Source organism: Nonomuraea sp. NPDC048881 (genome assembly GCF_040649795.1).
In the GTDB taxonomy this organism is placed as follows: Bacteria; Actinomycetota; Actinomycetes; order Streptosporangiales; family Streptosporangiaceae; genus Nonomuraea.
Genome location: NZ_JBEZGC010000012.1, coordinates 13,249 through 36,748, shown reverse-complemented (window position 1 = coordinate 36,748; position 23,500 = coordinate 13,249). Strand labels below are relative to the sequence as shown.

Here is a 23,500-nt window from a genome sequence, read left to right as displayed (position 1 = left end):
GCATGGCCGACAAGACGATCACCCCGCCACGTCACGATCCCAAAGTGATCACGGCGCTGCGCCGGTTCGCGATCTCGATCACCATCTTCAACATCCTCGGCTACACCGTGCTGGGCTTCGAGCAGCCGTGGTCGTGGCCGTTCGTGGCGCTGGCCACCGGCTACACCGTGGAGATCATCCTTGAGGTGATCGGCGCCCGCCAGGAGGGCCGCGCGCCGCGCTTCCTCGGCAACGGGCCGCGCGGGCTGATGGAGTTCCTCTATCCCGCGCACATCACCTCCATCGCGCTCAACATGCTGATCTACGTCAACGACCAGGTGCTGGTCATGATGTTCGGCGTGACCGTCGCGGTGGGCGCCAAGTGGGTGCTCAAGGCGCCGGTGCGCGGGCGGATGCGGCACTTCATGAACCCGTCCAACTTCGGCATCGCGATCATCCTGCTGCTGCTGCCGTGGGCCAGCATCGCGCCGCCGTACCACTTCACGGAGAACGTCGACAACCCGATCGACTGGATCATCCCGGGGATCATCATCATCGGCGGGACCATGATCAACGGGAAGCTGACCGGCCGCATGTGGCTGATCGGCGGATGGGTGGGCGTCTTCGCCCTCCAGGCCGTGGTCCGCGGGCTGATCATCGACGACATCTCCATCCTCGGCGGGCTGTCGATGATGACCGGGGTGGCGTTCATCCTGTTCACCAACTACATGATCACCGACCCGGGCACGAGCCCGTCCAGACCGCTGTCCCAGGTCGCCTTCGGCGGCGGCGTGGCCGTGGTGTACGGCCTGCTCATGGGGATGAACATCCCGTACGGGATCTTCTTCGCCACGGCGGCGGTCTGCCTGATCCGCGGCGGCTTCCTGTGGGCGCTGCACATCGTGAACAAGGCGCGCGAGCTCGACGCCGCCAGGGTCAGTGCAGCCGCCGCCCAGGCGCTGCAGCACGCGCGGGAAGAGGTCGCGAAGGCATGACGAGGATCGCGATCGTCGGCATGGCCTGCCGGTACCCGGACGCCGCCTCTCCCCGGGAGCTGTGGGAGAACGCGGTGGCCGGCCGCCGGGCCTTCCGCCGGCTCCCGGACGAGCGCATGCGGCTGGAGGACTACTGGGACCCCGATCCCGCAGCGCCGGACCGCTTCTACGCCAAGACCGCCGCGGTCATCGAGGGCTACGCCTTCGACCGGGTGGCACACAAGATCGCCGGTAGTACGTACCGGTCGACCGACCTGGCCCACTGGCTGGCCCTGGACATGGCCGGCCGGGCCCTGGCCGACGCCGGGTTCGCCGGCGGCGAGGGGCTGCCGCGCGAGCGCACCGGGGTCGTCGTGGGCAACACGCTCACCGGCGAGTTCACCCGCGCGAACGTGCTGCGGCTGCGCTGGCCGTACGTGCGGCGCACCCTGGCCGCGGCCCTGAAGGAGCAGGGCTGGGACGACGAGCGCCTGGCCGCGTTCCTGGCCGACTACGAGGTGGCCTACAAGAGCCCCTTCCCGCCGGTGGACGAGGACACGCTGGCCGGCGGGCTGTCCAACACGATCGCCGGGCGCATCTGCAACCACTTCGACCTCAACGGCGGCGGCTACACCGTGGACGGCGCCTGCTCCTCGTCCCTGCTGTCGGTGGTGACGGCCGGCAAGGCGCTGGCCGACCGCGACGTGGACGTGGCCGTCGCGGGCGGCGTGGACCTGTCCATCGACCCGTTCGAGGTGATCGGGTTCGCCAAGACCGGCGCGCTGGCCAAGAGCGACTTCCGCCTCTACGACCGGCACTCCAACGGCTTCTGGCCCGGCGAGGGCTGCGGCATCGTCGTGCTGATGCGCGAGGAGGACGCGCTGGCCGCCGGGCGGCGGATCTACGCCACGATCGCCGGCTGGGGCGTCTCCTCCGACGGCAAGGGCGGGATCACCCGTCCGGAGGTGAGCGGCTACCTGCTCGCGATGCGCCGCGCGTACGACAAGGCCGGGTTCGGCCCCGAGAGCGTCGAGCTGTTCGAGGGCCACGGGACGGGCACGGCGCTCGGCGACGCGACCGAGCTCACGGCTCTGTCGCGGGCCAGGGCCACGGCCGCGCGGCCGGCCGCGGTCGGCTCGATCAAGGGCATGATCGGCCACACCAAGGCGGCGGCGGGCGTGGCGGGCCTGATCAAGGCGGCCATGGCCGTGCACGAGCAGGTGCTGCCGCCGACCATCGGATGCGTCGACCCGCACCAGGTGCTCACCGACGAGGGCGCCACGCTGCGGGTGCTGCGCACGGCCGAGCCGTGGCCGCAGGGCGCGCCGCTGCGCGCGGCGGTGACCGCCATGGGCTTCGGCGGCATCAACACGCACGTGGTGCTGGAGAACACCGGCCCGCGGCGGCGGGTGTCCAGCCGGGTCAAGGCGCTGGCCGCCGCGTCCCAGGACGCGGAGCTGTTCCTGCTGGACGGCGGCACCTGGGACGAGCTGCGCGGCCTGGTGTCGGAGCTGCTCGACTTCGTGCCCAAGGTGTCCTACGGCCAGCTGGCCGACCTGGCCGCCACGCTGCGCGGGCGGCTGCGCGGCCTGCCGTTCCGGGCGGCCGTCGTGGTCTCCTCGCCCGACGACGCCGTACGGCAGCTCACCCGCGTGCTGACGGCGCTGGAGTCCGGCGAGAACGCGCTGTCCACCCCCGACGGCAAGGCGTTCCTCGGCCGAGCCTCGGCACGGCCGCGGATCGGCTTCCTCTTCCCCGGGCAGGGCTCGGGCCGCGGGACCGACGGCGGCGCGCTGGCCAGGCGCTTCGCCGACGTCGCCGAGGTGTACGCCACGGCGGCGCTGCCCACCGACGGCGACATGGCGGCCACCGAGGTCGCCCAGCCGCGCATCGTCACCGGCTCGATGGCGGGCCTGCGCGCGCTGTCGCTGCTCGGCATCGAGGCGGACGCGGCCGTCGGGCATAGCCTGGGCGAGCTGTCGGCCCTGCACTGGGCGGGCGCGATGGACGAGGACGCGCTGCTGCGCGTGGCGACCAAGCGCGGCCGGGCGATGCGGGAGCGCAGCGAGCCGGGCACGATGGCCGGCGTGCGGGCCGCGCCGGAGACCGTGCCGGCGCTGGTGGGCGACCTGCCGGTGGTGATCGCCGGGTACAACGGGCCGCTCCAGACCGTCGTCGCCGGGCCGGTGGCGGCGGTGGAGGAGGCCGGCCGCCGGGCCGAGCGCGCCGGGCTCACCTGGACCAGGCTGAACGTCTCGCACGCCTTCCACTCGCCGCTGGTCGCCCCGGCGGCCGAGGCATTGGCCGGCTACCTGGCGGAGGAGCGGTTCGGGCCGGTCGCCCGGCGGGTCGTCTCCACCGTCACCGGGGACGACCTGGCCGCCGGGACCGACGTCCCGGCGCTGCTGCACCGGCAGATCACCGCGCCCGTGCTGTTCGCCCAGGCGCTGGCCGCCGTGGCCGCGGACGCGGACCTGCTGGTCGAGGTGGGCCCCGGCCGGGTGCTCAGCAGGCTGGCGGCCGAGCTGACCGACGTGCCGGCCGTCGCGCTGGACACCGACAGCGAGTCGCTGGCCGGGCTGCTCGGCGTGGCCGGCGCCGCGCACGTGGCGGGCGTGCCCGTCGCCTGCGAGGAGCTGTTCCACGGGCGGCTGGTCAAGCCGCTGGAGATCGGCGCGGCGTTCTCGTTCTTCACCAGCCCGGCCGAGCAGGCGCCGCAGGTGCGCGTCAAGGCGGCCGCCCCGCAGCCGGCGGAGCGGGCGGCCGAGCCGGACGGCGGCGCGAACGGCGGGACGGCGGCGAAGCCCGGCGAGTCCACGGTCGAGCTGCTGCGGCGGCTGGCCGCCGAACGCGCCGAGCTGCCGCTGGAGATGGTGACCGAGGACAGCAAGCCGCTGGACGAGCTGCACCTCAGCTCGGTCACCGTCATGCACATCATCGACCAGGCCACCCAGCATCTGGGCGTGCCCGCGGGCATGGCGCCGGCCAACGTCGCCACCGCGACGCTCCAGGAGCTGGGCGAGGCCCTGGACCGGCTGGCCGCGCAGCCGCGCGCGCAGTCGGCCCGGGGCGTGGCGGGCGCGGCGCCGTGGGTGCGCCCGTTCGCCGTGGACCTGGACGAGCAGCCGCGGCCCCGGCGGACGGCCGAGGAGCGCGCGGGGTCGTGGCAGGTGTTCGCGCCCGCCGGCGCGCCCCTGGCGGGGCCGCTGCGCGAGGCACTCGAAGGGGAGAAGATCGGTTCCGGTGTCCTGGTGTGCCTACCCGCGCGGTGCGCGGCCGACGACCTGGAGCAGGCGCTGCTCGGCGCCAAGGCGGCGCTGGCCGGCGGGCCGGGCACCCGGTTCGTCCTGGTCCAGCACGGCCGGGGCGCGGCGGGGCTGGCCAAGACGTTCCACCTGGAGAGCGGCCTGCCCACCACGGTCGTGCACCTGCCGCAGGACGCGCCGCAGGCCGCCGCCTGGGTAGCGGCGGAGGCGGCGGCCACCACGGCCTTCTGCGAGGTGCACTACGACGCCGCCGGCGTGCGGCGGGTACCGACGCTGCGGGCGCTGCCGTACCGGCAGGAGCGGGCGGAGGAGCCGCTGACCGGCTCCGACGTGCTCCTGGTGACCGGCGGCGGCAAGGGCATCACGGCCGAGTGCGCCATGGCCATGGCGGGTGGGGCGAAGGTGGCCGTGCTCGGCCGCTCCGACCCCGCCCAGGACGAGGAGCTGGCCGCGAACCTGCGGCGCATGGCCGCGACCGGGCTCACCGTCCACTACGCCAGGGCCGACGTCACCGACGCCGCCCAGGTGCGGGCGGCCGTGGCCGCGGCCGAGCAGGCGCTCGGGCCGGTGACCGCCGTCCTGCACGGCGCCGGGCGCAACGAGCCCGAGGGCATCGCCGGGCTGGACATGGACGCCTTCCGCCGCACGTTCGCCCCCAAGGTGGACGGCCTGCGCAACGTGCTGGAGGCGGTCGAGCCCGGACGGCTGCGGCTGCTGGTGACGTTCGGCAGCATCATCGGCCGGGCGGGCCTGCACGGCGAGGGCCACTACGCCACCGCCAACGAGTGGCTGGCCGACCTGACCCGCGAGGCGGGCGAGCGGCACCCCGGCTGCCGGGCGATCTGCATGGAGTGGTCGGTCTGGTCCGAGGTCGGCATGGGCGAGCGGCTGTCGGTCGTGGACCGGCTGGTCGAGCAGGGCATCACGCCGATCCCGGTGGACCGGGGCGTGGAGATCATGCGCCGCCTGGTGAGCGACCCCGACGCGCCCGGCGTCGTGGTGATCAGCGGGCGCACCGAGGGCATCCACACCGTGCGCCGGGAGGAGCCGGAGCTGCCGCTGCTCCGCTTCGTCGGCGCGCCGCTGGTCCGCTACCACGGCGTGGAGCTGGTCAGCGAGGTCGAGGTGAACGCCGGGACCGACCTGTACCTGGCCGATCACCTGCTGGACGGCAACCTGCTGTTCCCGGCGGTGTTCGGGCTGGAGGCCATGGCGCAGGTGGCGTACGCGGCCACCGGCCGTCCCGGGGCGCCCGTCGTGGAGCAGGCGGAGTTCGTCCGGCCGATCATCGTGCCGCCCGACGGGAGCACCACGCTCCGGGTGGCGGCGACGGTCACCGGGCACGACACGGTCGCGGTCGCCATCCGCAGCCAGGAGACCGGCTTCGACGTCGACCACTTCACGGCCGTGCTGCGCCTGGACGCCGGCGCCCCGCCCGCCGGTCCGCCCGAGCAGTCCGGCGACGAGCTGCCGCCGGTCGCGCTGGACCCCGACACCCAGCTCTACGGCGAGGTGCTCTTCCAGGGCAGGCGTTTCCAGCGGCTGCGCCGCTACCACCGGGCCGCGGCCCGCGAGGTGGACGCCGACCTCCAGGTGGCGCAGGAGTGCGACTGGTTCGCCGGGTTCCTCCCGCCGGACCTGCTCCTGGGCGACCCCGGCATGCGGGACGCGCTGATGCACGGCAACCAGGTGTGCGTGCCCGACGCCACCTTGCTGCCGACCGGCATCGAACGCGTGCACCCGGCCGGGGCCGCGCTGTCCGGCGCGGACGAGGTGCGCTACTGCGCCTCCGAGCGGTCCAGGGACGGCGACGCCTACGTCTACGACGTCGCGGTCCGGACGAAGGACGGCGAGGTCGTCGAACGCTGGGAGGGGCTGCGGTTGCAGGCCGTGCGGAAGAAGGGCGGGGCCGGTCCGTGGGCGGCGCCGCTGCTCGGCCCGTACCTGGAGCGCACGCTGGAGGACCTGACGGGCGCGCGGGTCGCGGTCGTCGTGGAGCCGGGCGAGGGCGCCGGCGACCTGGCCGTGGCCCGGCTCGGCACGGCGGGCACGGCGGCGGTCACGGCGGCGGTCACAGCGGCGGGCACAGCGGAGGGTGTGCGGACGGTGTCGGCGCACGTGCCGGGACTGACGGTGTGCGTGGCCGCCCCAGGGCCGCTGTCCTGCGCCGTCGAGCCCGTCACCCCCGCCGGGTCCGGCGACCCGGGCGACCGGGACGACGGGCGGCACACGCTCGCCGGCGAGATCGCCGCGGCCTCCGGGGAGGACGCGGACACCGCCCGCGCCCGCGCCCGCGCCGCACTCGCCTGCCTGCGCACCGCCGGAACGGCAGCGGGCACGGCGGCGGGCACGGCGGCGGGCACGGACGCGCCGCTCGCGGTCACCCGGGCCGCGGCCGACGGATGGGTGGTCCTGACCGGCGGCGGCGCGGCCGTGGCCACGCTCGCCACCCGGGTGCACGGCCTGCCCGACCCCGTCGTCGTCGCGATCCTCACCGAAGGGCGGTCCTAGCCCATGGGCACCTACTACGAGTACCTGCACACGGTCGGCTTCGAGGAGACCAACCTCGTCGGCAACGTCTACTACGTCAACTACCTGCGCTGGCAGGGACGCTGCCGGGAGATGTTCCTCATGGAACGGGCCCGGGACGTGCTCGCCGACCTGCAGGACGACCTCAAGCTGTTCACCCTCAAGGTCGACTGCGAGTTCTTCGCGGAGATCACGGCCTTCGACCAGCTGTCCATCCGGATGCGCCTGATCGAGCTGGCGCAGACGCAGATCGAGTTCGGCTTCGACTACGTCCGGGTCACCCCGGGCGCGCCCGAGGTCCTCGTCGCCCGCGGCAGGCAGCGGGTGGCCTGCATGCGGGGGCCGAACACCAAGACCGCGCCGGCGAGGGTCCCCGAGCCCCTGGTCAGGGCGCTCGAACCGTACCTGGCCTAGAACCCGGACCCAGGAGGTCACCGTGCAACTCCACTCATCGGCCCCGGCGCCGCAGGTCGCGGACGCCAAGGCGCTGCGCGACGCGTTCGGGGCGTTCGCCACCGGCGTCACCGTGATCACCACCGGCGGCGAGGTCCCGCACGCCATGACGGCCAACTCCTTCACCTCGGTCTCGCTCGACCCGCCGCTGCTGCTGGTGTGCGTCGGCAAGGGCGCGGTGATGCACCAGTGCATCACCGCGGCCACGTCGTTCGGGGTGTCGGTGCTGGCCGGGCACCAGGAGGCCGAGGCGCGGCACTTCGCCGACCGCTACCGGCCGCTCGGCCTGGCCCAGTTCGCCGACGTCGAGGTGACGCCGGGCGAGGTCACCGGGGTGCCGCTCATCGCGGGCGCGGCGGCCCGCTTCGAGTGCCGGGTCTGGCGCGCCTACGACGGCGGCGATCACACGATCTTCGTCGGCGAGGTGCTGTCCCTGAGCCGGCGGGACGACTGCGACGGCCTGCTGGTCTACCGGGGCCGTTTCGGCGAGACCTCCCCCGCCCTTCAGGGGGTGTCGGCGTGACCACACTGGGCACCCGCCCGGTGGCGCTGGGCGGCCGCGTGCCGCCCGGCCCGCCGCCCTGGGCGGCGCCCGTCCTGTACCGGCGGCTGGTCGGCGACCGGCTCGCGCTGCTGTCGAAGGCGACCGCCCGGTACGGCGACGCGGTGCGCATGACGATCGGCCCGAAGAGCATCTACCTGTTCAACCATCCCGACCACGCCAAGCACGTCCTGGCCGACAACAGCGGCAACTACCGCAAGGGCATCGGCCTGGCCGAGGCCCGGCGGGTGATCGGCGACGGGCTGCTGACCAGCGACGGCGAGCGGTGGCGGCAGCAGCGCAGGACCATCCAGCCGCTGTTCCAGAACAAGCGGCTGGCCCAGCAGGACACCGTGCTGGCCGAGGAGGCCGGCCGCCTGGTCGAACGGCTGCGGGCCCGGGTGGGCGGCGGGCCCGTGGACGTGGCCGGGGAGATGACCGGCCTGGCGCTCGGGGTGCTCGGCCGCACCCTGCTCGACGCCGACCTCGGCGCGCACGGCTCGGTCGGGCACGCCTTCGAGGGCGTCCAGGACCAGGCCATGTTCGAGATGGTGACGCTGGCCATGGTGCCGTTGTGGCTGCCGCTGCCGCTGCACCTGCGGTTCCGCCGGTCCCGGCGGGAGTTGTACCGGGTCGTGGACCTGCTGGTGGCCGAGCGGCTGGCGAACCCGACCGGCGGCGGCGACCTGCTGTCCCTGCTGATCGAGTCCACCGGGCTGCGGAAGGACCCGCGGGCCGCCCGGCAGCGCCTGCGCGAGGAGCTGGTCACGGTGCTGCTGGCCGGGCACGAGACCACCGCCAGCACCCTGTCGTGGGCCTTCCACCTGCTGGACCGGCATCCGGAGGTGCGCGAGCGGGTGCGGGCGGAGGCCGTCTCCGTGCTGGGCGACCGGCCGCCGGTGTACGAGGACCTGCGCAGGCTGACCTACACGGCGGCGGTGCTGGAGGAGGTCATGCGGCTGTACCCGCCGGTGTGGGCGCTGACCCGGGTGGCGCGGGAGGACGACGAGGTGGGCGGGTACCGGGTCCCGGCGGGGGCGGACGTGCTCGTCAGCCCGTACACGCTGCACCGGCATCCGGCGTACTGGCGGGAGCCGGACGCGTTCCGTCCCGAGCGGTTCGAGCCGGGCGCGCCCGCCGACCGGCCGCGGTACGCCTACATCCCCTTCGGCGCGGGCCCGCGCTTCTGCGTGGGCAACCACCTGGGGATGATGGAGGCCACGTTCGTGCTGGCGATGGTCACCCGGGAGCTGCGGCTGACCGGGCTGCCCGGCCGGCGGGCGGTGCCGGAGGCCATGTTGTCGCTGCGGGTGCGCGGCGGCTTGCCGATGACGGTGAGCCCGGCCTAGAGACCGCAGGTCACGCAAGGGCCCGCGGACGTCGTCCGCGGGCCCTTCCGCACGTGCCGCCCCTTCCTGTCAGGTGTGGGTGTCGGTCCAGGCCAGCAGGTCGCGCAGGGCGAGCAGGACGGGCGGGTCGAGCGCGTTCATGGGACGCAGCCGCAGGTCGGCGCGCTCGCTGCCGCCGCCGCCCACCTCGATCGGCCCGATCCGCGCGATGCACGTCGCGGCGTCACCCTGGGGCGGGTGGTGCACGGCGTCCTCGCGGAACTCGGCCACGGACTGGGCGATCAGGTACCAGCTGCCCTTGGGCACGTTCTCCAGCACGTACGGGCCGGGCCGGTCGATCAGGGTGAAGCTCGCCGGTCTGCCCTCCAGGATCTGGCCGGGGAACACGCCGGCGAACACCGGCCGGTCGGCCAGCGGCGAGGTCACGACGCCGTGCAGGGTCGCCGCCGGGCCGCCGAACGCGCGCTCGCCGCCGGCCAGGTCCGCCGCCGTGACGCTCAGGAACTGCCGGTACCTGCTCGGCGACAGGCCCACGCTGTGGGTGAAACGCGAGCTGAAGGTGCCCACGCTGGAGTAGCCGACCTGGTGGCTGATGTGCGTGATGCTGAGCGAGGTGGACACGAGCAGGCGTTTGGCCTCGCGCAGCCGCACCGCGGACAGGAACCGTCCAGGGGACAGCCCGGTCACGCGCTGGAAGACGCGCGAGAAGTGGAACTTGCTGAACATCGCGGTCCGCGCCATGTCGTCAATGGTGAGCTGCTCGCCGTGGTTCTCCTGCATGCTCTCGATGACCCGCAGGACCGCTCGTTCGATGACGTCGTCCATATGGTCTCCCGGAACCCGGAAGCCCTCGGGCGCGCGTCCCCCGTCGATTCTCCGGCCGGAGAATTCCCGGGGGGCGCGACGATTCCTCGGCGCTCCGGATGCATTGCCTTTCGGTTGCCACCTGGTACACGCTCTCGGGCGCGCAGTACGCTGCATAACAAATCGCCCTTTTTCGGAAATCTTCGGAAATCTCGGCAATTTCTCTGAGAATGCGATTTATAGGGCCCATTCGCGGCGGGGGGCCGGCAGCAGCTGCCTGAGCACCCGGCCGTCGCGGTGGTGCGGCCGCCGCTCGTGCGGGTAGCCGAGCGAGACCTCCTCGAAGCGCACCCCGTCGTGCCAGCTCGTGCCCGGGATGTGCAGGTGGCCGTAGACGACCGCGGCGGCGCGGAAGCGCAGGTGCCAGTCGGCCGTCTGCTCGGTGCCGCACCACTGCGCCAGCGCCTGGTGCCGCAGCACGCGGGTGGGGGCGCGCAGCAGCGGGAAGTGGTTGACCAGGACCGTGGGCAGGGCCGGGTCGAGCGCGTCCAGCCGCAGCTCGCTCTCGCGCACCCGGGCCCGGCACCACGCCTGCCTGCTGGGATAGGGCTCGGGATGCAGCAGGAACTCGTCCCTGCACACCACCCCCTGTTCGCGGGCCAGGCCGAGCGCCTGCTCCCGGGTGGTGCCGGGCGGGCGGAAGCTGTAGTCGTACAGCAGGAACAGCGGGACGACGGCCGCCGGGCCGCCCTCCCCCGTCCAGACCGCGTACGGGTCCTCGGGCGTGAGCACGCCGAGACGCCGGCAGATCTGCACCAGGCGCCGGTAGCGCTCCTCGCCGCGCAGGCCGGGGTCGCCGGGCGTGGTCCACAGCTCGTGGTTGCCCGGGGCCCACACCACCTTGGCGAAGCGCTCGGCGAGCAGGCCGAGCGTGCGCTCGAAGGCGTCCAGCCGCTCGGCGACGTCCCCCGCCACCAGCAGCCAGTCGTCCTCGGTGCGCGGGCGCAGCTCCTCGACGGCCGCCCAGTTCTCGGGAAATCCGACATGGAGGTCGCTGATCGCCAGTAATGCCGCACCGGAGGCGCTCACGCCGCGAGCGTATGCGCGCGAGAACGGGCCGGGCAGCGTACGGCGCGAAAAACAGGGGTCCCACAAGGGCGAATAGGGGGTGGCGGCGGCGCCTTTGTGGATAAGGGCGCGGGGGCGTCCGTTAGGGGTTGTTGCGGCGCACCGCGCATTCAATTCTGAGCATGCCGAAGAAAGCGGAAATTGCACGGCCGTGTTCCGGGGGTGAGGGTGATGGCCGATGTACGGGGGCAGGAATTCGCTGATTTCGCGCGGGAGGCCAGGCCCATGCTGCGCCGGGTGGCCTTCCGGCTCTCCGACGACTGGCACGAGGCCGACGACCTCGTCCAGCGCACCCTGCTGGCGCTGCACCGGCACTGGGACGGCCTCGACCGGCGCGACCGCGCCGAGGCGTACGCACGGCAGATCATGCGGCGGCTGCTCATCAGCGACCGCAGGTCGCTGCGCTGGTCGCGGGAGGTGCTCAGCGGCGCGCCGCCCGACGCGGCCGCGGCGCTGGACCCCTACGACCTGGTGGGCGAGCGCATCGTGCTGATGGGCGCGCTGGCCAGGCTCGGGCCGCGGCAGCGGGCGACGATCTTCTTCCGGTTCTGGGAGGGGCGCAGCGCCGAGGACACGGCCCGGGTCATGGGCAACGAGTCCTCCACGGTCCGCAGCCAGACCGTCAGGGCGCTGAGCACCCTGCGGGCCGCGCTGGCGCGCACCGACCCCGCCGACGCCGCCGACCGTACCGACCGAAAGCCGACCTGAACGAGGGAGTACCCATGGGTCCACTGCTCTACGAGACGAGGGTGGAGACGCTGGAGGCGCTCGCGGACACCATCGTGCCCGGCCCCAAGCGCGGTCCGGACGACCGGGCGGTGGCGGGCATGAGCCCGACGGGCGGCGCGGTCGCGGCCGGCGCCGTCGAGCTGCTGGAATGGGACGCCACCGGCGTCACCGAGGGCCTGGACGACTACGCCCGCTCGCTGAACGAGCACGCCCGCGCCCACGCCGACCAGCACGGCATCGTGCTGGAGGAGGGCGTGCCGGCGTTCGTGGCCCTGCCGTTCGAGGAGCGCGGCGCGCTGGTGCGCACGCTGACCGCGCCCGGCCACCCGGAGAAGGCGCTGTGGGTGCTGCTGGTGCTGTTCTGCTATATGGCCTACGACTCCGCCGCCCACCTGCACACCGCCGACGCCATCAGGGCCGGGCATCCCGGCCTGACCGCCATGGGCATCGCCCCGCCGGACGCGGACGGGCTCTGGCGATTCCCCGCCTACTCCTACGGCCGTCCCCTCGCCGACCTCCACCCGGACACGACAGCTTCAGGGAGCCCCGCATGAACGGCGTCGAACGCACCGACGTGCTGGTGATCGGCAGCGGCTTCGGCGGCGCGATCCCCGCCTACCACCTGGCCGCCGGCGGCGCCGACGTGGTCATGCTGGAGCGCGGCCCGTGGCTGGAGTCGGCCGACTACGAGCACGACTTCAAGCTGGGCTCGTCCTACACCCGCATCTTCGACTTCACCGTCGGCGACGGCATGAGCGTGCTGGGCGGCAACTGCGTGGGCGGCGGCAGCGTGGTCTACTTCGCGGCCATGCCGCGCGCGCCGCGCTTCGTCTTCGAGCGCCGCGGCAGCATCAAGCGCCGCATGTGGCCGGCCGCGATCAGCCGCGACACCCTCGACCCCTGGTACGACCGGGTCGCCGAGTCGATCTCCATCACCCAGCAGGGCTGGGAGGACGTCTCCTACTCCGGCGGCCTGTGGGCGGCGGCCTGCCGGCACGCGGGCCGCACCGCCAACCCCGTGCCCGCGGCCGTGGACACCGGATCCTGCGTCAACTGCAACTGGATGATGGCCGGCTGCCGGTTCGACGCCAAGCAGTCGCTGCTGGTCAACTACCTGCCGGCGGCGCTCGCCCACGGCGCCCGGATCCGGCCGCTGCACGAGGTGCAGAGCATCGAGCGCACGCCCGACGGCTCCTACCGGGTGCACTACAAGATCGTCCATGGCGAGGACTACCGCCTGACCGAGGGCGAGGGGACCATCGAGGCCAAGGTGGTGGTCCTCGCCGCCGGCGCCGCCGCCACGCCGGTCATCCTGCAGCGCAGCGAGGCCGCGCTCGGCGCGATGCCGCACGCCGTGGGCCGCTACTTCTCCGGCAACGGCGAGCGGCTCAACACCGCCGTGCTGAACGAGGAGCGCGTGCGCGAAGTGCTGGGCCTGGAGCGCGGCGACGGCCTGGCGTACGCGGCCAACCAGATCGGCAAGGGCCCGACGGTGGCCAACTGGGACCGGCTGGACGGCTCGCTGCCCGAGTACACCCGCTACTCGCTGGAGCAGCTCTACTTCCCGCCCGGCCTGGGCACCATCCTCGCGCTGGCCGGCGGCACCGACCCGGCGTGGTTCGGGCTGCGCAAGAAGGAGATGCTGGAACGCTGGCGGTCCTGGCTGATCATCTTCCAGATGATCGAGGACGACAACGAGGGCGTCTTCGGGCCGCCGCCCGTTCGCGGCAACGCCGACCGGGTGTCCCAGCAGATGCTGGGCGTCGGCCGGCTGTCGTACAAGCCCACCGCGAACACCTCGGCCGCCTGGGCGATGGCCGACGCCGAGTGCAAGGAGATCCTGGAGCGCGACGGGCTGGCCACGGTGACGCCGTGGACGAACGACCTGGTCGGCGCGTACACGGTGCATCCGCTGGCCTCGTGCCGGATCGGCGACGACCCGTACACCTCGGCGCTGGACGACGGGCACGAGCTGCGCGGGCACCCGGGGATCTTCGTCACGGACGGCTCGGCCGTGCCGGGCGCGCTGACCGTCAACCCGGCGATGACCATCTCCGCGCTGGCCGAGCGGGCCGTGCCGGGGATCGTCAGGGCCGCGCGGGAGCGGGGCGTGCAGGTCTCCTACGGCGCGCCCGCCCCGGACGGCTCCACCGCCGGCCGCCGGGCCACCGCGTCGCTGGCCGCCGCCGCGCTGCGCGGTTAGGGCGCCGGCGATGGGACGGCTGCTCAGCCGGATGACGGCGCCCGGCGCGCTCGCCCAGGTGCGGCACGTCCGCCCGGTGCGGCCGGGCGCCGCCCGCGGCCTGGTGGCCCGGGTGTACGAGCAGGTCGAGCGGGACTTCGGCATGCTCGCGCCGCCGGTGGCCCTGCACTCCCCCGCGCCGCGCGCCCTGGCCGCGTGCTGGCTGGTCCTGCGCGAGTCGCTGCTGGCCGCCGGGGCGGCCGGGCGGGTGGCCGGGGAGCTGGTGGCGAGGGAGGTCTCGGCCGGCAACGCCTGCCCGTACTGCGTGGACGTGCACGGCGCGACCCTGCGCGCGCTGACCCCCGCCGATCCCCGGCTGCGGCCGCTGGCCGCCTGGGCCAGGGCGAGCGCCGTCCCCGGGGGCGGCGGGCCGCCGGTGACGGGGGCGGCGGCCGTGGAGCTCGTGGCGGTCGCGGTGACCTTCCAGTACCTCAACCGCATGGTCAACGTGTTCCTCGGCGACTCGCCGCTGCCGCCGGAGCTGCCGGGCGCGGCGCGCGGGCCCGCGCTGCGGGTGTTCGGCGCGCTCATGCGGCCCGCCGCGCGGCGGCCCGCGACCCCCGGCGGCTCGCTGGGCCTGCTGCCCGGCGCGCCGCTGCCGGACGACTTGGCCTGGGCGGGCGGCGTCCCGCGACTCGGCGAGGCGTTCGCCAGGGCCGCGGCGGCGATCGAGGAGGGCGGCGCGCGGCGGCTGCCCGTCCCGGTCCGCGAGCTGGTCGCCGAGCGGGTGTCCGGCTGGGACGGCGTCCCGCCCGGCCCCGGCAGCGGCTGGGCCGGTCAGGCCGCCGCCGCGCTGCCGCCCGCGCAACGTCCGGCCGCCCGGCTGGCGCTGCTGACCGCGCTGGCCTCCCACCAGGTGGACGCGCGCACGGTCGGCGAGTTCCGGGCCGCGACGACCGGCTCGGCCGCGCTCGCCGACGCCGCACTCACCGACGCCGCGCTCGTCGAGGCGGCCTCCTGGGCGGCCATGACCGCCGCCCGCCGGACCGGCGTCTGGTCCGGGCTGCCCGCCACCCCGCTTCCGACCGCATCGACAGCCGACTGAAAGGAACGAGGACGTGACCGAGCTAGAGGTAGTGCTCGACGACCTGGCGGCCGACGGCGACCAGCTCGACGCGCTGGTGTCGGGCCTGGACGCCCAGCAGTGGAAGCTGCCCACCCCCGCGCCGGGCTGGACGATCGCCGACCAGATCGCCCACCTGGCCTTCATTTTCCGCCTGGCCACCGCCGCCGCCACCGACGCGGAGGCGTTCGCGGCCATGACGGCCGGCGCGGAGAAGAACTTCGACGGCGCGGTGAACGCCGCGCTCAAGGCGTTCGAGAACGACTCGCCGGACACGCTGCTGGCCAAGTGGCGGGCCGGACGGTCGGAGGTGCACGCCGGTCTGGCCGCCGTGCCCGCGGGCGAGGTCGTGCCGTGGCTGGTCAACCCGCTGCCGCCGATCGTGCTGGCGTGCGCGGGCATCATGGAGACCTTCGCCCACGGGCAGGACGTCGCCGACGCGCTGGGCGTGCGGCTGGAGCGCACCGACCGGCTGCGGCACCTGGTCGTCTTCGCGGTGCTCACCCGGGACTTCGGCTACCTGTCGCGCGGGCTGACCCCGCCGGCCGAGGAGTTCCGCTTCGAGATCACCGGCCCCTCCGGCGAGGTGTGGGCCTACGGCCCCGAGGACGCCGCCCAGCGGATCAGCGGACCGGCCGAGGACTTCTGTCTGCTGGTGACCAGGCGGCGGCACCGCGCCGACGTGGCGGTCACGGCGACCGGCGCCGAGGCCGACCACTGGCTGGACATCGCACAGGCCTACCGCGGGCCGGCGGGCGCCGGCCGGCGTCCCGGCCAGTTCGCCCGCGCCGGCGTCTGAGAACCGGCGTCCGACAGGCGGCGTCTGAGAAGCGGCGTCTGAGAAGCCCTCCCGAACCGCGGGCGCGCCCGTCCGGAACTCCCCCAGTCCCGGGCGCGCCCGCTTCTCACGTCCCGACCTCCAGCGCGCGGCGGTCCACCTTGCCCGAGGCCGTCTGCGGCAGGCGCTCCACGAACGTGATCCGCCGGGGGAACTTCTGGGCCGCCAGCCGGGCCCGGACGAACGCCTTAAGCTCGGCCGCCTCGACCGCCGCCGAGGTCACCACGTACGCGTGCGGCCGGGTCAGCCCGCGCAGCCGGTACCCGACCACCGCGCACTCGACCACGGCCGGGTGCTCGCGCAGGCAGTTCTCGATCTCGGCCGGCGCCACCCAGGACCCGCCCACCTTCAGCAGGTCGTCGGCCCGTCCCCGGTAGCGGAAGTAGCCGTCGGCGTCCCTGGTCACCAGGTCGCCCGAGCGCACGGTCCGCCCGCCCACGAACGTGCTCGCGGTCCGCTCCGGGTCCTGCCAGTACTCCAGCGCGACGGCGTCGCCGGTGACCTCCAGCCGTCCGGTCTCGCCGTCGGGGACCTCCTGCCCCTCGGGGTCCACGACGCGGGCGCGGTAGCCGGGGACCACCTGGCCGAGCGTGCCGGGCCGGACCCGTCCCGGGCGGTTGGACAGGAAGATGTGGTACGCCTCGGAGGAGCCGAGCCCGTCCACCACCTCCACGCCGAAGGTGTCGCTCCAGCGGCGGTGCAGCTCCGGCGGCAGCGCCTCGCCCGCCGACGTGCACAGCCGCAGGCAGCTCAGGTCCTGCCGGCCGGCGTCGGGGTGGGCGAGCATGGCGCTCATCATCGTGGGCACGTTCACCAGGACCGTGGGCCGGTGCTCGGCGATCAGCTCGAAGATCGTCTCGACCCGGCTGCGCTCGGGGAAGATCACGCCGGCCGCGCCGACGCCGAAGGGGAACAGGGCGGTCAGGTCGCGGGCGTAGCCGAAGAACAGTTTGGGCACGGGCAGGACCACGTCGTCCGGGCGCAGGTCCAGCACGCCGCGGGCGTAGGAGTCGAAGCTGACGTGCGGGCTCCTGGCGGGCAGCACGCAGGCGCGCGGCGCGCCGGTGCTGCCGGTGGTGAACTTCCACAGCGCCACGTCCCCGGCGGCGACCGGCGCCGGGTCCAGCCGCGCCTCCTGCGCGCCGACCAGGGTGTCGAAGTGGTGCTCGCCGGGGCGCAGCAGGTGGCGCGGCACGCCGGTGACGAGCAGGCCGGTCAGTCCCGCCGCGCGCAGGCTCTCCAGCGCCGACGGCCCCGCCACCACCAGGCGCGGACGGGCGTAGCCGGCGAAGTAGCGGTAGTCCTTGGGCCGCAGGAACGTGTAGACCTCGGCGGTGACCGCGCCGATCTTCTGGGCGCCGTACCAGGTGGCGACCGACTCCACGCTGTCGTCGGCGGCGATGAGCACCCGGTCGCCGCGGCGGACGCCGAGCTCGCGCAGCGCGTTGCCGGCGCGGTCGGCCAGGGCGCGCAGCGTCGCGTAGTCGACGCGGCCCTGCCGGGTGACGAGCGCGGTCCTGGCGCCGTCGGCGCGGTCGAGGAATCGTGCGGCGATGTTGAAAGAGTCCATGACATGCCTTCTCGCTGCTCTGCTCGCGGGCTGGTTCCGCCTTCCACGGTGCCGGGCGCGGGCCGTCCGCAGGGGGTCGGGAGGCGTCAGCAAGCTGGCGGTCGTGGCAGCTTGCTGACGGGTTTCTCCCGGATTGCGGGATGGCCGCCGCGGCGTTGACGGGCCCGCCGGGCCGCGCGTGTACTGGGGATGCGGCGGCCGCGACGGCCGTCGCGCTGCGGAGGAGAAGCGATGGCATCCACGCCCGCGGGCTCGTGGCCGGTGACGGAGACGACCGGTGAGGCGCCCGGTGACATGGCACGTGAAACGGCTCCTGAGACGATCGCCGAGAGGGCCGCTGAGACGGCCGCGCCGATGGCCGACTGCCTCGGCGGCGCCGTCCATCTGGCCTGCGCCGAATCCCCGCAGGACGAGCTCGCCGTCATCGTCGCCGGGTTCGCCGGCTACGAGGCCCAGAGCCGGGCGCGGGCCCTGGCCCGGCTCGCCGCCCTGCGCCGCCTGCGCCGCCTGCCCGGCGACGGCCCCCGGCCCGCGTGGACGGGTACGGAGCTGCGCCTGTCGGACTTCGTCGCCGACCCGCCCGCGAGCCTGCGGCGGCACGTGCCCGGCACCGGCCTGCTCAGCGGGCGGCGCTACCGGCTGCCCGTCGAGGTGGTGTGGACGGGCGGGCACGAATGCCTGGTCGAGCCGGCCACGAGCGGCGTGGTGGACAGCGGCGTGCCGGAGGCGATCGCCGAGGTGGTCGCCCACGACGTGGTGGCGCGCTGGTGGGCCGAGCCGCGCGAGCCGCTGCTGCGGGTCTCCGGCTCGCTGGACCGCCTGCTGCCGCCCGGCGTGACGGCCGCGGCCTCGGGGCTGGGGCTGCGGATGTCGGCGTTCGTGTTGTCGGTGCCCGATCTCCGGGTCGCCCTGGTGACCGTCGGCGGCGAGGGCGCGACGCTGGCCGCGGCGGCCGGCCGTACCGTGAAGTCGGCCGTGTGCGAGGCGTTCCTGCGCGCGATGGCGGCCAGGGCGCAGCCGTGGAGCACGCTGGAGCTGCCCGACTGCCTGCGCCGGTTCGCGGTGTGGCAGCGGGAGGGCGACTACGCCGCCCATCTGGAGCGCCTGGCCGTCGACGCCGATCCGCGGCTGGTGGACGAGGTGAGCGGGCTGCGTCCGTCCGGCTGGCCGGAGATCGCCGCGCGCCGGTTCGGGCACGAGCCGGTCGCCGTGCGGGCCGGTGGCGAGGTCGTCAAGGTGTTGTGCCCGGGGGCCGCGTGCTACCGGGCCGCGTCCGGGGCCACCGTGCTGCCCTGTCCCGTGCCCTGACCTCAGCGGACACCGCAACCTGCGAGGAGCGCCGGCCGTCCGGATTCCGATAATGGAAGTGCAAGCTCCGGCCGCCGAACCCCCGGGAGGTGGGGCGTGGATCTGTCCGTCATTGGAGTCACCCCCGAAGCGGAGGCGGTCTACCGCTATTTCCTGCGCCATCGGGGCGAGAGCGTCGGCTCGGTGCCCGAGGCCCTGGACCTCGATCCCGAGACGGTGGAGTCGGCGGTGGAGACGCTCGACCGGCTCGCCATGCTCGACCTGAACGACCGCCACCGGGTCACCGCGACCGAGCCGCGGATCGCCATCGAGCGTCTGGTCGAGCAGCGCCTGGAGGAGCTGAACGCGGAGATCCGCCGGGTGTTCGGCGCCCGCGACGCCATCTCCAGCTTCCTGGAGGACAAGCGGGAGGGCGACCGCTCCGACGCGGTGCTGGACATCGAGCGGGTGGAGAGCGGCGCGCGGGTCCGCCAGCGCCTGGACGACCTGGCCTTCTTCTCCTACAAGGAGACGCTCTGCCTGCACCCGGGCGGGCCGTTCAACGAGGTGATGATCGAGTCGGCGCTGCCGCTCGACACGCGCTCGCTGCGGCGCGGCCTGGCCCTGCGCGAGATCTTCCACCCCAAGGCGCTGGAGGACCAGCGCATGGTGTCGTACCTGCGCGAGCTGGCGCACCTGGGCGCCGAGATCCGCGTCACCGACCAGCCGATGGACCGCATGCTCATGTACGACCGCAGCGTGGCCGTCGTCCCGATCGATCCCAAGGCGCACTCCACGGGCGCGCTGCTGGTCCGCGAGCCGGGCCTGATCTCGCAGCTCGTCATCTACTTCGAGGGCCTGTGGAAGGCGGCCGTGCCGCTGGCCGACCACCTCGACCCGCCCGGCGAGGAGCCGACGCTGTCGAAGATGGAGCAGCGGGTGCTGGCGGTCATGGCCACGGCCGACAAGGACGAGATCGCCGCCCGCGAGCTGGACATCTCGGTGCGCACCTACCGCCGTTACGTCGCCGACCTGATGGCCAGGCTCGGCGCGGTCAACCGTTTCCAGGCCGCGCTGCGCGCCAAGGAGGAGAACTGGATCTGACGCGTTTCTTCCGCTGTTTCTCGCCGGACGGCATGACGAACCCCCGCGACCCGGTCGCGGGGGTTATCTCGTGTTCGGCCTCTATCCTATGAGCAGACCTCCTCGGGGAAATTCACGGTCAATTCCTTTCCGGTGTCGGGGCTTTTTACGGCCAGGTGTTGCCCTGCGGGGAGGGCAGCGGGGTGGGCAGCGGCCAGGTGTTGCCGTCAGTGCCGGCCGGCGCGGGCCAGGTGTTGCCGTCCGCCTGCAGCACCACCGTGTCGGCGGCAGCGGCGGCGGCCTGCGCGGCGGTGGCGCCGACGGCCCAGACGAGCATTCCGGAGACAATCGCGATAATCCACTGGGAAATCCTCTTGGCAACAATGCTGTTCGTCATTTCACTGCCTCTTTCTCGGCGGTTCGTTTCGCTGTTCCCTTGCACTTCCAACTTTGCGCCGCGGCGGGGGCGCGAACCAGGCTTCGGCGAGGCAGCAAGCTGCAGGGCGTTTCCGCTTCCTGCCACGTCCGGCGCGGTCAAGCACTGCAGGAGGTGACAGGAAACGGCCATCGCTCCTTAACTGGACGTACCGGAAGAGTCCGAGGAGGAAACGATGACCATCTCCCCCGAGGTCCTCCAGGAAGCCCCGCCGTCGGCCATGGACCGTCTGCGCGAGGAGCTCGCCGGCGCGCGCGAGGACATCGCGCGCGGCCGCCCGCAGGCCGTGGAGCGGCAGCACGCGCTGGGCAAGCGCACCGCGCGCGAACGGCTCGACCTACTGCTGGACGAGGGCTCGTTCCTGGAGATCGAGATGTTCCGGCGGCACCGGGCCCAGGGGCTCGGCATGGAGGCCCAGCGGCCGCACACCGACGGGGTCGTGGCCGGATCGGGAACCATCGACGGCCGCCGCGTCTTCGTCTACGCGCAGGACTTCACCGTCTTCGGCGGCTCGCTCGGCGAGGCGCACGCCCAGAAGATCCACAAGGTGATGGACCTGGCGCTGTCCAGCGGGTCGCCGTTCATCGGGCTCAACGACAGCGGCGGGGCCCGGATCCAGGAGGGCGTGCTGTCGCTCAACGGCTACGGCGGCATCTTCCAGCGCAACGTGCAGGCGTCGGGGGTGATCCCGCAGATCGCCGTCGTGCTCGGCCCGTGCGCGGGCGGGGCGGCGTACTCGACGGCGCTGGCCGACTTCACGTTCATGGTGCGCGACACCGCCCAGCTCTACCTGACCGGCCCGGACGTGGTCGAGGCGGTCACCGGCGAGCGCATCACGCACGCCGAGCTGGGCGGCGCGCAGGTGCACGCCAGCCGGTCCGGGCTGGCCACGTTCGTGCACGACGACGAGGAGAGCTGCCTGGCCGCCGTGCGCGACCTGGTCTCAATGTTGCCGAGCAACAACATGAGCCGCCCGCCGGCGCTGCCCGCGCGGGCCGCGGCCGGCGACGCCCGGCCCCGGCTGGCCGAGATCGTGCCGGTGGAGCCGACCAAGCCGTACGACATGCGGCTGGTGATCGCCGAGGTGGTGGACGACGGCGACTTCCTCGAACTGCACCAGAGCTGGGCGCCCAACGTGATCTGCGCGCTGGCCCGGATCGACGGCCAGGTGGTCGGCGTGGTGGGCAACCAGCCGACCGTGCTGGCCGGCGTGCTGGACGTGTCGGCCGCGGAGAAGGCGGCCAGGTTCGTCAGGTTCTGCGACGCCTTCTCCATCCCCCTGGTCACGCTCGTGGACGTGCCCGGCTTCCTGCCCGGCAAGGAGCAGGAGCACGCGGGCGTCATCCGGCACGGCGCCAAGCTGCTGTACGCCTACTGCGAGGCGACCGTGCCGCGCGTCCAGGTCATCGTCAGGAAGGCCTACGGCGGGGCGTACATCGTGATGGACTCCCGGTCGATCGGCACCGACCTGTCATTGGCCTGGCCGACCAACGAGATCGCGGTGATGGGCGCCGAGGGGGCGGTCAACATCATCCACCGCAAGGAGCTGGCCGCCGCGGCCGACCCCGCCGCCCGGCGGGCGGAGCTGCTGGAGCAGTACACCCGCGAGCTGGTCCATCCGGCGTACACGGCCGAGCGCGGTCTGGTCGACGCCGTCATAGACCCGGTGGAGACGAGGTCGGCGGTGGCGCGCGGGCTGGCCATGCTGCGCGACAAGCGCAAGCACGTGGCGCCGCGCAAACACGGCAACCTCCCCTTGTAGGGCTTCCCGTCAGTTCCCCTGGTCGGCGCAGGGGACGGCCGCGGCCGTCCGGGCGCGCTGTCCGGGGAGCCTGAGCGCGGCCAGGACGCCCGTCAGCATGACGGCGCCCAGGACGAGGACCGCCGCGCGCATCCCCTGGGCGGAGGCGTCGCGCAGGGCCTGCCCGGCCAGCCCTTCGATGCCCTGGTTGGCGACGGCCACCAGGACCGCCAGGCCCGCCGCGGTGCCCACCTGCAGCGCGGTCGAGGCCACCCCGGAGGCCAGGCCCTGTTCGTCGGCCGGGACGCCGGTGCCGGCCGCGATCCACATGGCCTCGTACGTGATGCCCATGCCCAGGCCGATGACGACGACCCCCGGCAGGACGGTGAGGAGGGACCCGTCCCCCTGCAAGCCGGGGGCCAGGAGCACGGCGCCCACGGCGTTGACGAGGATGCCGGCGATCAGCGTGCCGCGGGTGCCGAGCCGGTGGACCAGCCGCTCGCTGAGGAAGTTGCCGGCCGTGATCGACAGGGTCGGGGCGAGGAACGCCAGGCCGGTCTCCAGGGCGTTGAAGCCGAGGACGTCCTGGAGGTACAGGGTCAGGAAGTACGGCACGGCCTGCATCGTCAGGCCGAAGAGGAGGATGACCACGACCGCGCCGCTGAGGGCGCGGTTGCGGAACAGCCGCAGCGGCATCAGCGGCGTCCGGCCACGGGCCTGGAGGCGCAGGAACACCGCCACCAGCACCGCCGCGAGCACCGCCGCCGCGACCACCTCGGCCCGCGCCCAGCCCGCCTCCGAGCCGTGCGCGACCGCGAAGATCAGCAGCGTGATGCCGGCGGTGCCGGTCAGCGTCCCGGGCACGTCCACGCTGCCCCGGGTGGCGCGGCCGTCGGGGGGCAGCAGGGCGAAGGCGGCGGCGACGCCCACGGCGGTCAGCGGCACGTTGACGTAGAACACGGCCTGCCAGCCCAGGGCCTGGGTGAGCACCCCGCCGGCCAGTGCGCCCGCCGTGAGCCCGCCGGCGCCCGCCATGGCCCAGACGGTCAGCGCGCGGTTGCGCTCCCTGCCCTCGGCGAAGGCGGTGTTGACCAGGGCCAGCACCGCGGGGAACAGCACCGCGCCGGCCAGGCCCTGGACGGCGCGCGCGGCGAGCAGCACCCCCGGCGCCGTGGCCAGACCGCCCAGCACGGAGGCCACGCCGTACAGCGCCATGCCGAGCACGAACATCCGCCGGCGTCCGGCCAGGTCGGACAGGCGCCCGCCGAACAGCAGGAAGCCTCCGTACAGGACGGCGTACGCGGTGACCACCCATTGCAGGGTGTGCGCGGTGAAGCCGACGTCGGACGCGATGTCCGGCAGGGCCACGTAGATGATGGTGAAGTCGAGACTGATGATCAGGTGCCCCAGCGCGAGCAGCGCGAGGCTCCATCCCGGCCGCCGGATGCGGTCCGGGGAGCGGGTGATGGACATGGATGTGCCTTTCGT

18 protein-coding genes are annotated in these 23,500 nt (G+C 74.0%); 13 read left to right on the top strand and 5 right to left on the bottom strand.

All coding sequences use genetic code 11. The features are described from left to right. Positions 1 to 2: 2 nt before the first annotated feature. The 5 genes from AB0C33_RS34895 to AB0C33_RS34875 are packed head-to-tail and all read left to right on the top strand — an operon-like array spanning position 3 to position 9,091. Positions 3 to 974, top strand: coding sequence for an enediyne biosynthesis protein (locus AB0C33_RS34895; protein WP_358295137.1), 972 nt, complete (start codon positions 3 to 5; stop codon positions 972 to 974). Then, a complete protein-coding gene (locus AB0C33_RS34890) occupies positions 971 to 6,730 on the top strand; it encodes an SDR family NAD(P)-dependent oxidoreductase (protein WP_358295134.1) in 5,760 nt (1,919 codons plus the stop codon). Before AB0C33_RS34895 ends, AB0C33_RS34890 begins: the two co-directional genes overlap by 4 nt. Before the next feature lie 3 nt (positions 6,731 to 6,733). Beyond that, positions 6,734 to 7,162 carry an acyl-CoA thioesterase gene (locus AB0C33_RS34885; protein WP_352329445.1) on the top strand — a complete coding sequence of 143 codons (429 nt, stop codon included), beginning with the start codon at positions 6,734 to 6,736 and terminating at the stop codon, positions 7,160 to 7,162. Between the two features lie 22 nt (positions 7,163 to 7,184). Further along, entirely contained in the window at positions 7,185 to 7,724 is a 540-nt protein-coding gene (locus AB0C33_RS34880) for a flavin reductase family protein (RefSeq protein ID WP_352329447.1), read from the top strand. Then, positions 7,721 to 9,091 (top strand): cytochrome P450, encoded by a 1,371-nt coding sequence (locus AB0C33_RS34875; RefSeq protein WP_358295132.1) that lies wholly within the window; start codon positions 7,721 to 7,723, stop codon positions 9,089 to 9,091. Before AB0C33_RS34880 ends, AB0C33_RS34875 begins: the two co-directional genes overlap by 4 nt. Before the next feature lie 69 nt (positions 9,092 to 9,160). Here the strand turns inward: AB0C33_RS34875 and AB0C33_RS34870 are convergent, their stop codons facing one another. Both AB0C33_RS34870 and AB0C33_RS34865 read right to left on the bottom strand, forming a co-directional pair. Next, a complete protein-coding gene (locus tag AB0C33_RS34870; RefSeq protein ID WP_358295129.1) occupies positions 9,161 to 9,916 on the bottom strand; it encodes an AraC family transcriptional regulator in 756 nt (251 codons plus the stop codon). Positions 9,917 to 10,132: 216 nt separating this feature from the next. Then, positions 10,133 to 10,984 carry a metallophosphoesterase gene (locus AB0C33_RS34865; RefSeq protein WP_358295127.1) on the bottom strand — a complete coding sequence of 284 codons (852 nt, stop codon included), beginning with the start codon at positions 10,982 to 10,984 and terminating at the stop codon, positions 10,133 to 10,135. A gap of 210 nt (positions 10,985 to 11,194) precedes the next feature. Here AB0C33_RS34865 and AB0C33_RS34860 point away from each other — a divergent pair, with 210 nt between their 5' ends. From AB0C33_RS34860 to AB0C33_RS34840, 5 genes are read left to right on the top strand one after another with little or no spacing between them, the layout of a single operon-like run. Next, positions 11,195 to 11,731, top strand: a complete 537-nt coding sequence (locus tag AB0C33_RS34860) for a sigma-70 family RNA polymerase sigma factor (protein ID WP_358295124.1) — start codon at positions 11,195 to 11,197, stop codon at positions 11,729 to 11,731. 14 nt (positions 11,732 to 11,745) lie between these two features. After that, the gene (locus tag AB0C33_RS34855) at positions 11,746 to 12,306 is read left to right on the top strand and encodes a DUF5987 family protein (protein ID WP_352330936.1); all 561 of its coding nucleotides are present in this window, start codon (positions 11,746 to 11,748) and stop codon (positions 12,304 to 12,306) included. Next, positions 12,303 to 13,955 carry a GMC family oxidoreductase N-terminal domain-containing protein gene (locus tag AB0C33_RS34850; protein WP_358295121.1) on the top strand — a complete coding sequence of 551 codons (1,653 nt, stop codon included), beginning with the start codon at positions 12,303 to 12,305 and terminating at the stop codon, positions 13,953 to 13,955. The genes AB0C33_RS34855 and AB0C33_RS34850 overlap by 4 nt, the downstream gene beginning before the upstream one ends. 10 nt (positions 13,956 to 13,965) lie before the next feature. Next, the gene (locus AB0C33_RS34845; RefSeq protein ID WP_358295118.1) at positions 13,966 to 15,039 is read left to right on the top strand and encodes a carboxymuconolactone decarboxylase family protein; all 1,074 of its coding nucleotides are present in this window, start codon (positions 13,966 to 13,968) and stop codon (positions 15,037 to 15,039) included. A 13-nt stretch (positions 15,040 to 15,052) separates the two neighbouring features. Next, a complete protein-coding gene (locus AB0C33_RS34840; RefSeq protein ID WP_358295115.1) occupies positions 15,053 to 15,856 on the top strand; it encodes a TIGR03084 family metal-binding protein in 804 nt (267 codons plus the stop codon). Between the two features lie 106 nt (positions 15,857 to 15,962). Here AB0C33_RS34840 and AB0C33_RS34835 read toward each other — a convergent pair whose 3' ends face one another. Next, on the bottom strand, positions 15,963 to 17,465 hold the full coding sequence (locus tag AB0C33_RS34835; RefSeq protein WP_358295114.1) for a benzoate-CoA ligase family protein: 1,503 nt from the start codon (positions 17,463 to 17,465) through the stop codon (positions 15,963 to 15,965). 231 nt (positions 17,466 to 17,696) lie between these two features. Here AB0C33_RS34835 and AB0C33_RS34830 point away from each other — a divergent pair, with 231 nt between their 5' ends. Next, entirely contained in the window at positions 17,697 to 18,773 is a 1,077-nt protein-coding gene (locus tag AB0C33_RS34830; protein WP_358295112.1) for a hypothetical protein, read from the top strand. Positions 18,774 to 18,869: 96 nt separating this feature from the next. Then, positions 18,870 to 19,856 carry a helix-turn-helix transcriptional regulator gene (locus AB0C33_RS34825; RefSeq protein ID WP_358295110.1) on the top strand — a complete coding sequence of 329 codons (987 nt, stop codon included), beginning with the start codon at positions 18,870 to 18,872 and terminating at the stop codon, positions 19,854 to 19,856. Between the two features lie 145 nt (positions 19,857 to 20,001). Here AB0C33_RS34825 and AB0C33_RS34820 read toward each other — a convergent pair whose 3' ends face one another. Next, the gene (locus tag AB0C33_RS34820) at positions 20,002 to 20,172 is read right to left on the bottom strand and encodes a hypothetical protein (RefSeq protein WP_358295108.1); all 171 of its coding nucleotides are present in this window, start codon (positions 20,170 to 20,172) and stop codon (positions 20,002 to 20,004) included. A 274-nt stretch (positions 20,173 to 20,446) separates the two neighbouring features. Here AB0C33_RS34820 and AB0C33_RS34815 point away from each other — a divergent pair, with 274 nt between their 5' ends. Beyond that, positions 20,447 to 22,033, top strand: a complete 1,587-nt coding sequence (locus AB0C33_RS34815) for an acyl-CoA carboxylase subunit beta (protein WP_358295106.1) — start codon at positions 20,447 to 20,449, stop codon at positions 22,031 to 22,033. A gap of 9 nt (positions 22,034 to 22,042) precedes the next feature. Here AB0C33_RS34815 and AB0C33_RS34810 read toward each other — a convergent pair whose 3' ends face one another. Further along, entirely contained in the window at positions 22,043 to 23,485 is a 1,443-nt protein-coding gene (locus AB0C33_RS34810; protein WP_358295104.1) for an MFS transporter, read from the bottom strand. Positions 23,486 to 23,500 lie beyond the last annotated feature (15 nt).

Coding starts and splice junctions, on each gene's coding strand:
- AB0C33_RS34895 (WP_358295137.1), top strand. CDS start 3: ATGGCCGACAAGACGATCACCCCGCCACGTCACGATCCCAAAGTGATC.
- AB0C33_RS34890 (WP_358295134.1), top strand. CDS start 971: ATGACGAGGATCGCGATCGTCGGCATGGCCTGCCGGTACCCGGACGCC.
- AB0C33_RS34885 (WP_352329445.1), top strand. CDS start 6,734: ATGGGCACCTACTACGAGTACCTGCACACGGTCGGCTTCGAGGAGACC.
- AB0C33_RS34870 (WP_358295129.1), bottom strand. CDS start 9,916: ATGGACGACGTCATCGAACGAGCGGTCCTGCGGGTCATCGAGAGCATG.
- AB0C33_RS34860 (WP_358295124.1), top strand. CDS start 11,195: ATGGCCGATGTACGGGGGCAGGAATTCGCTGATTTCGCGCGGGAGGCC.
- AB0C33_RS34855 (WP_352330936.1), top strand. CDS start 11,746: ATGGGTCCACTGCTCTACGAGACGAGGGTGGAGACGCTGGAGGCGCTC.
- AB0C33_RS34850 (WP_358295121.1), top strand. CDS start 12,303: ATGAACGGCGTCGAACGCACCGACGTGCTGGTGATCGGCAGCGGCTTC.
- AB0C33_RS34845 (WP_358295118.1), top strand. CDS start 13,966: ATGGGACGGCTGCTCAGCCGGATGACGGCGCCCGGCGCGCTCGCCCAG.
- AB0C33_RS34835 (WP_358295114.1), bottom strand. CDS start 17,465: ATGGACTCTTTCAACATCGCCGCACGATTCCTCGACCGCGCCGACGGC.
- AB0C33_RS34830 (WP_358295112.1), top strand. CDS start 17,697: ATGGCATCCACGCCCGCGGGCTCGTGGCCGGTGACGGAGACGACCGGT.
- AB0C33_RS34820 (WP_358295108.1), bottom strand. CDS start 20,172: ATGCTCGTCTGGGCCGTCGGCGCCACCGCCGCGCAGGCCGCCGCCGCT.
- AB0C33_RS34815 (WP_358295106.1), top strand. CDS start 20,447: ATGACCATCTCCCCCGAGGTCCTCCAGGAAGCCCCGCCGTCGGCCATG.
- AB0C33_RS34810 (WP_358295104.1), bottom strand. CDS start 23,485: ATGTCCATCACCCGCTCCCCGGACCGCATCCGGCGGCCGGGATGGAGC.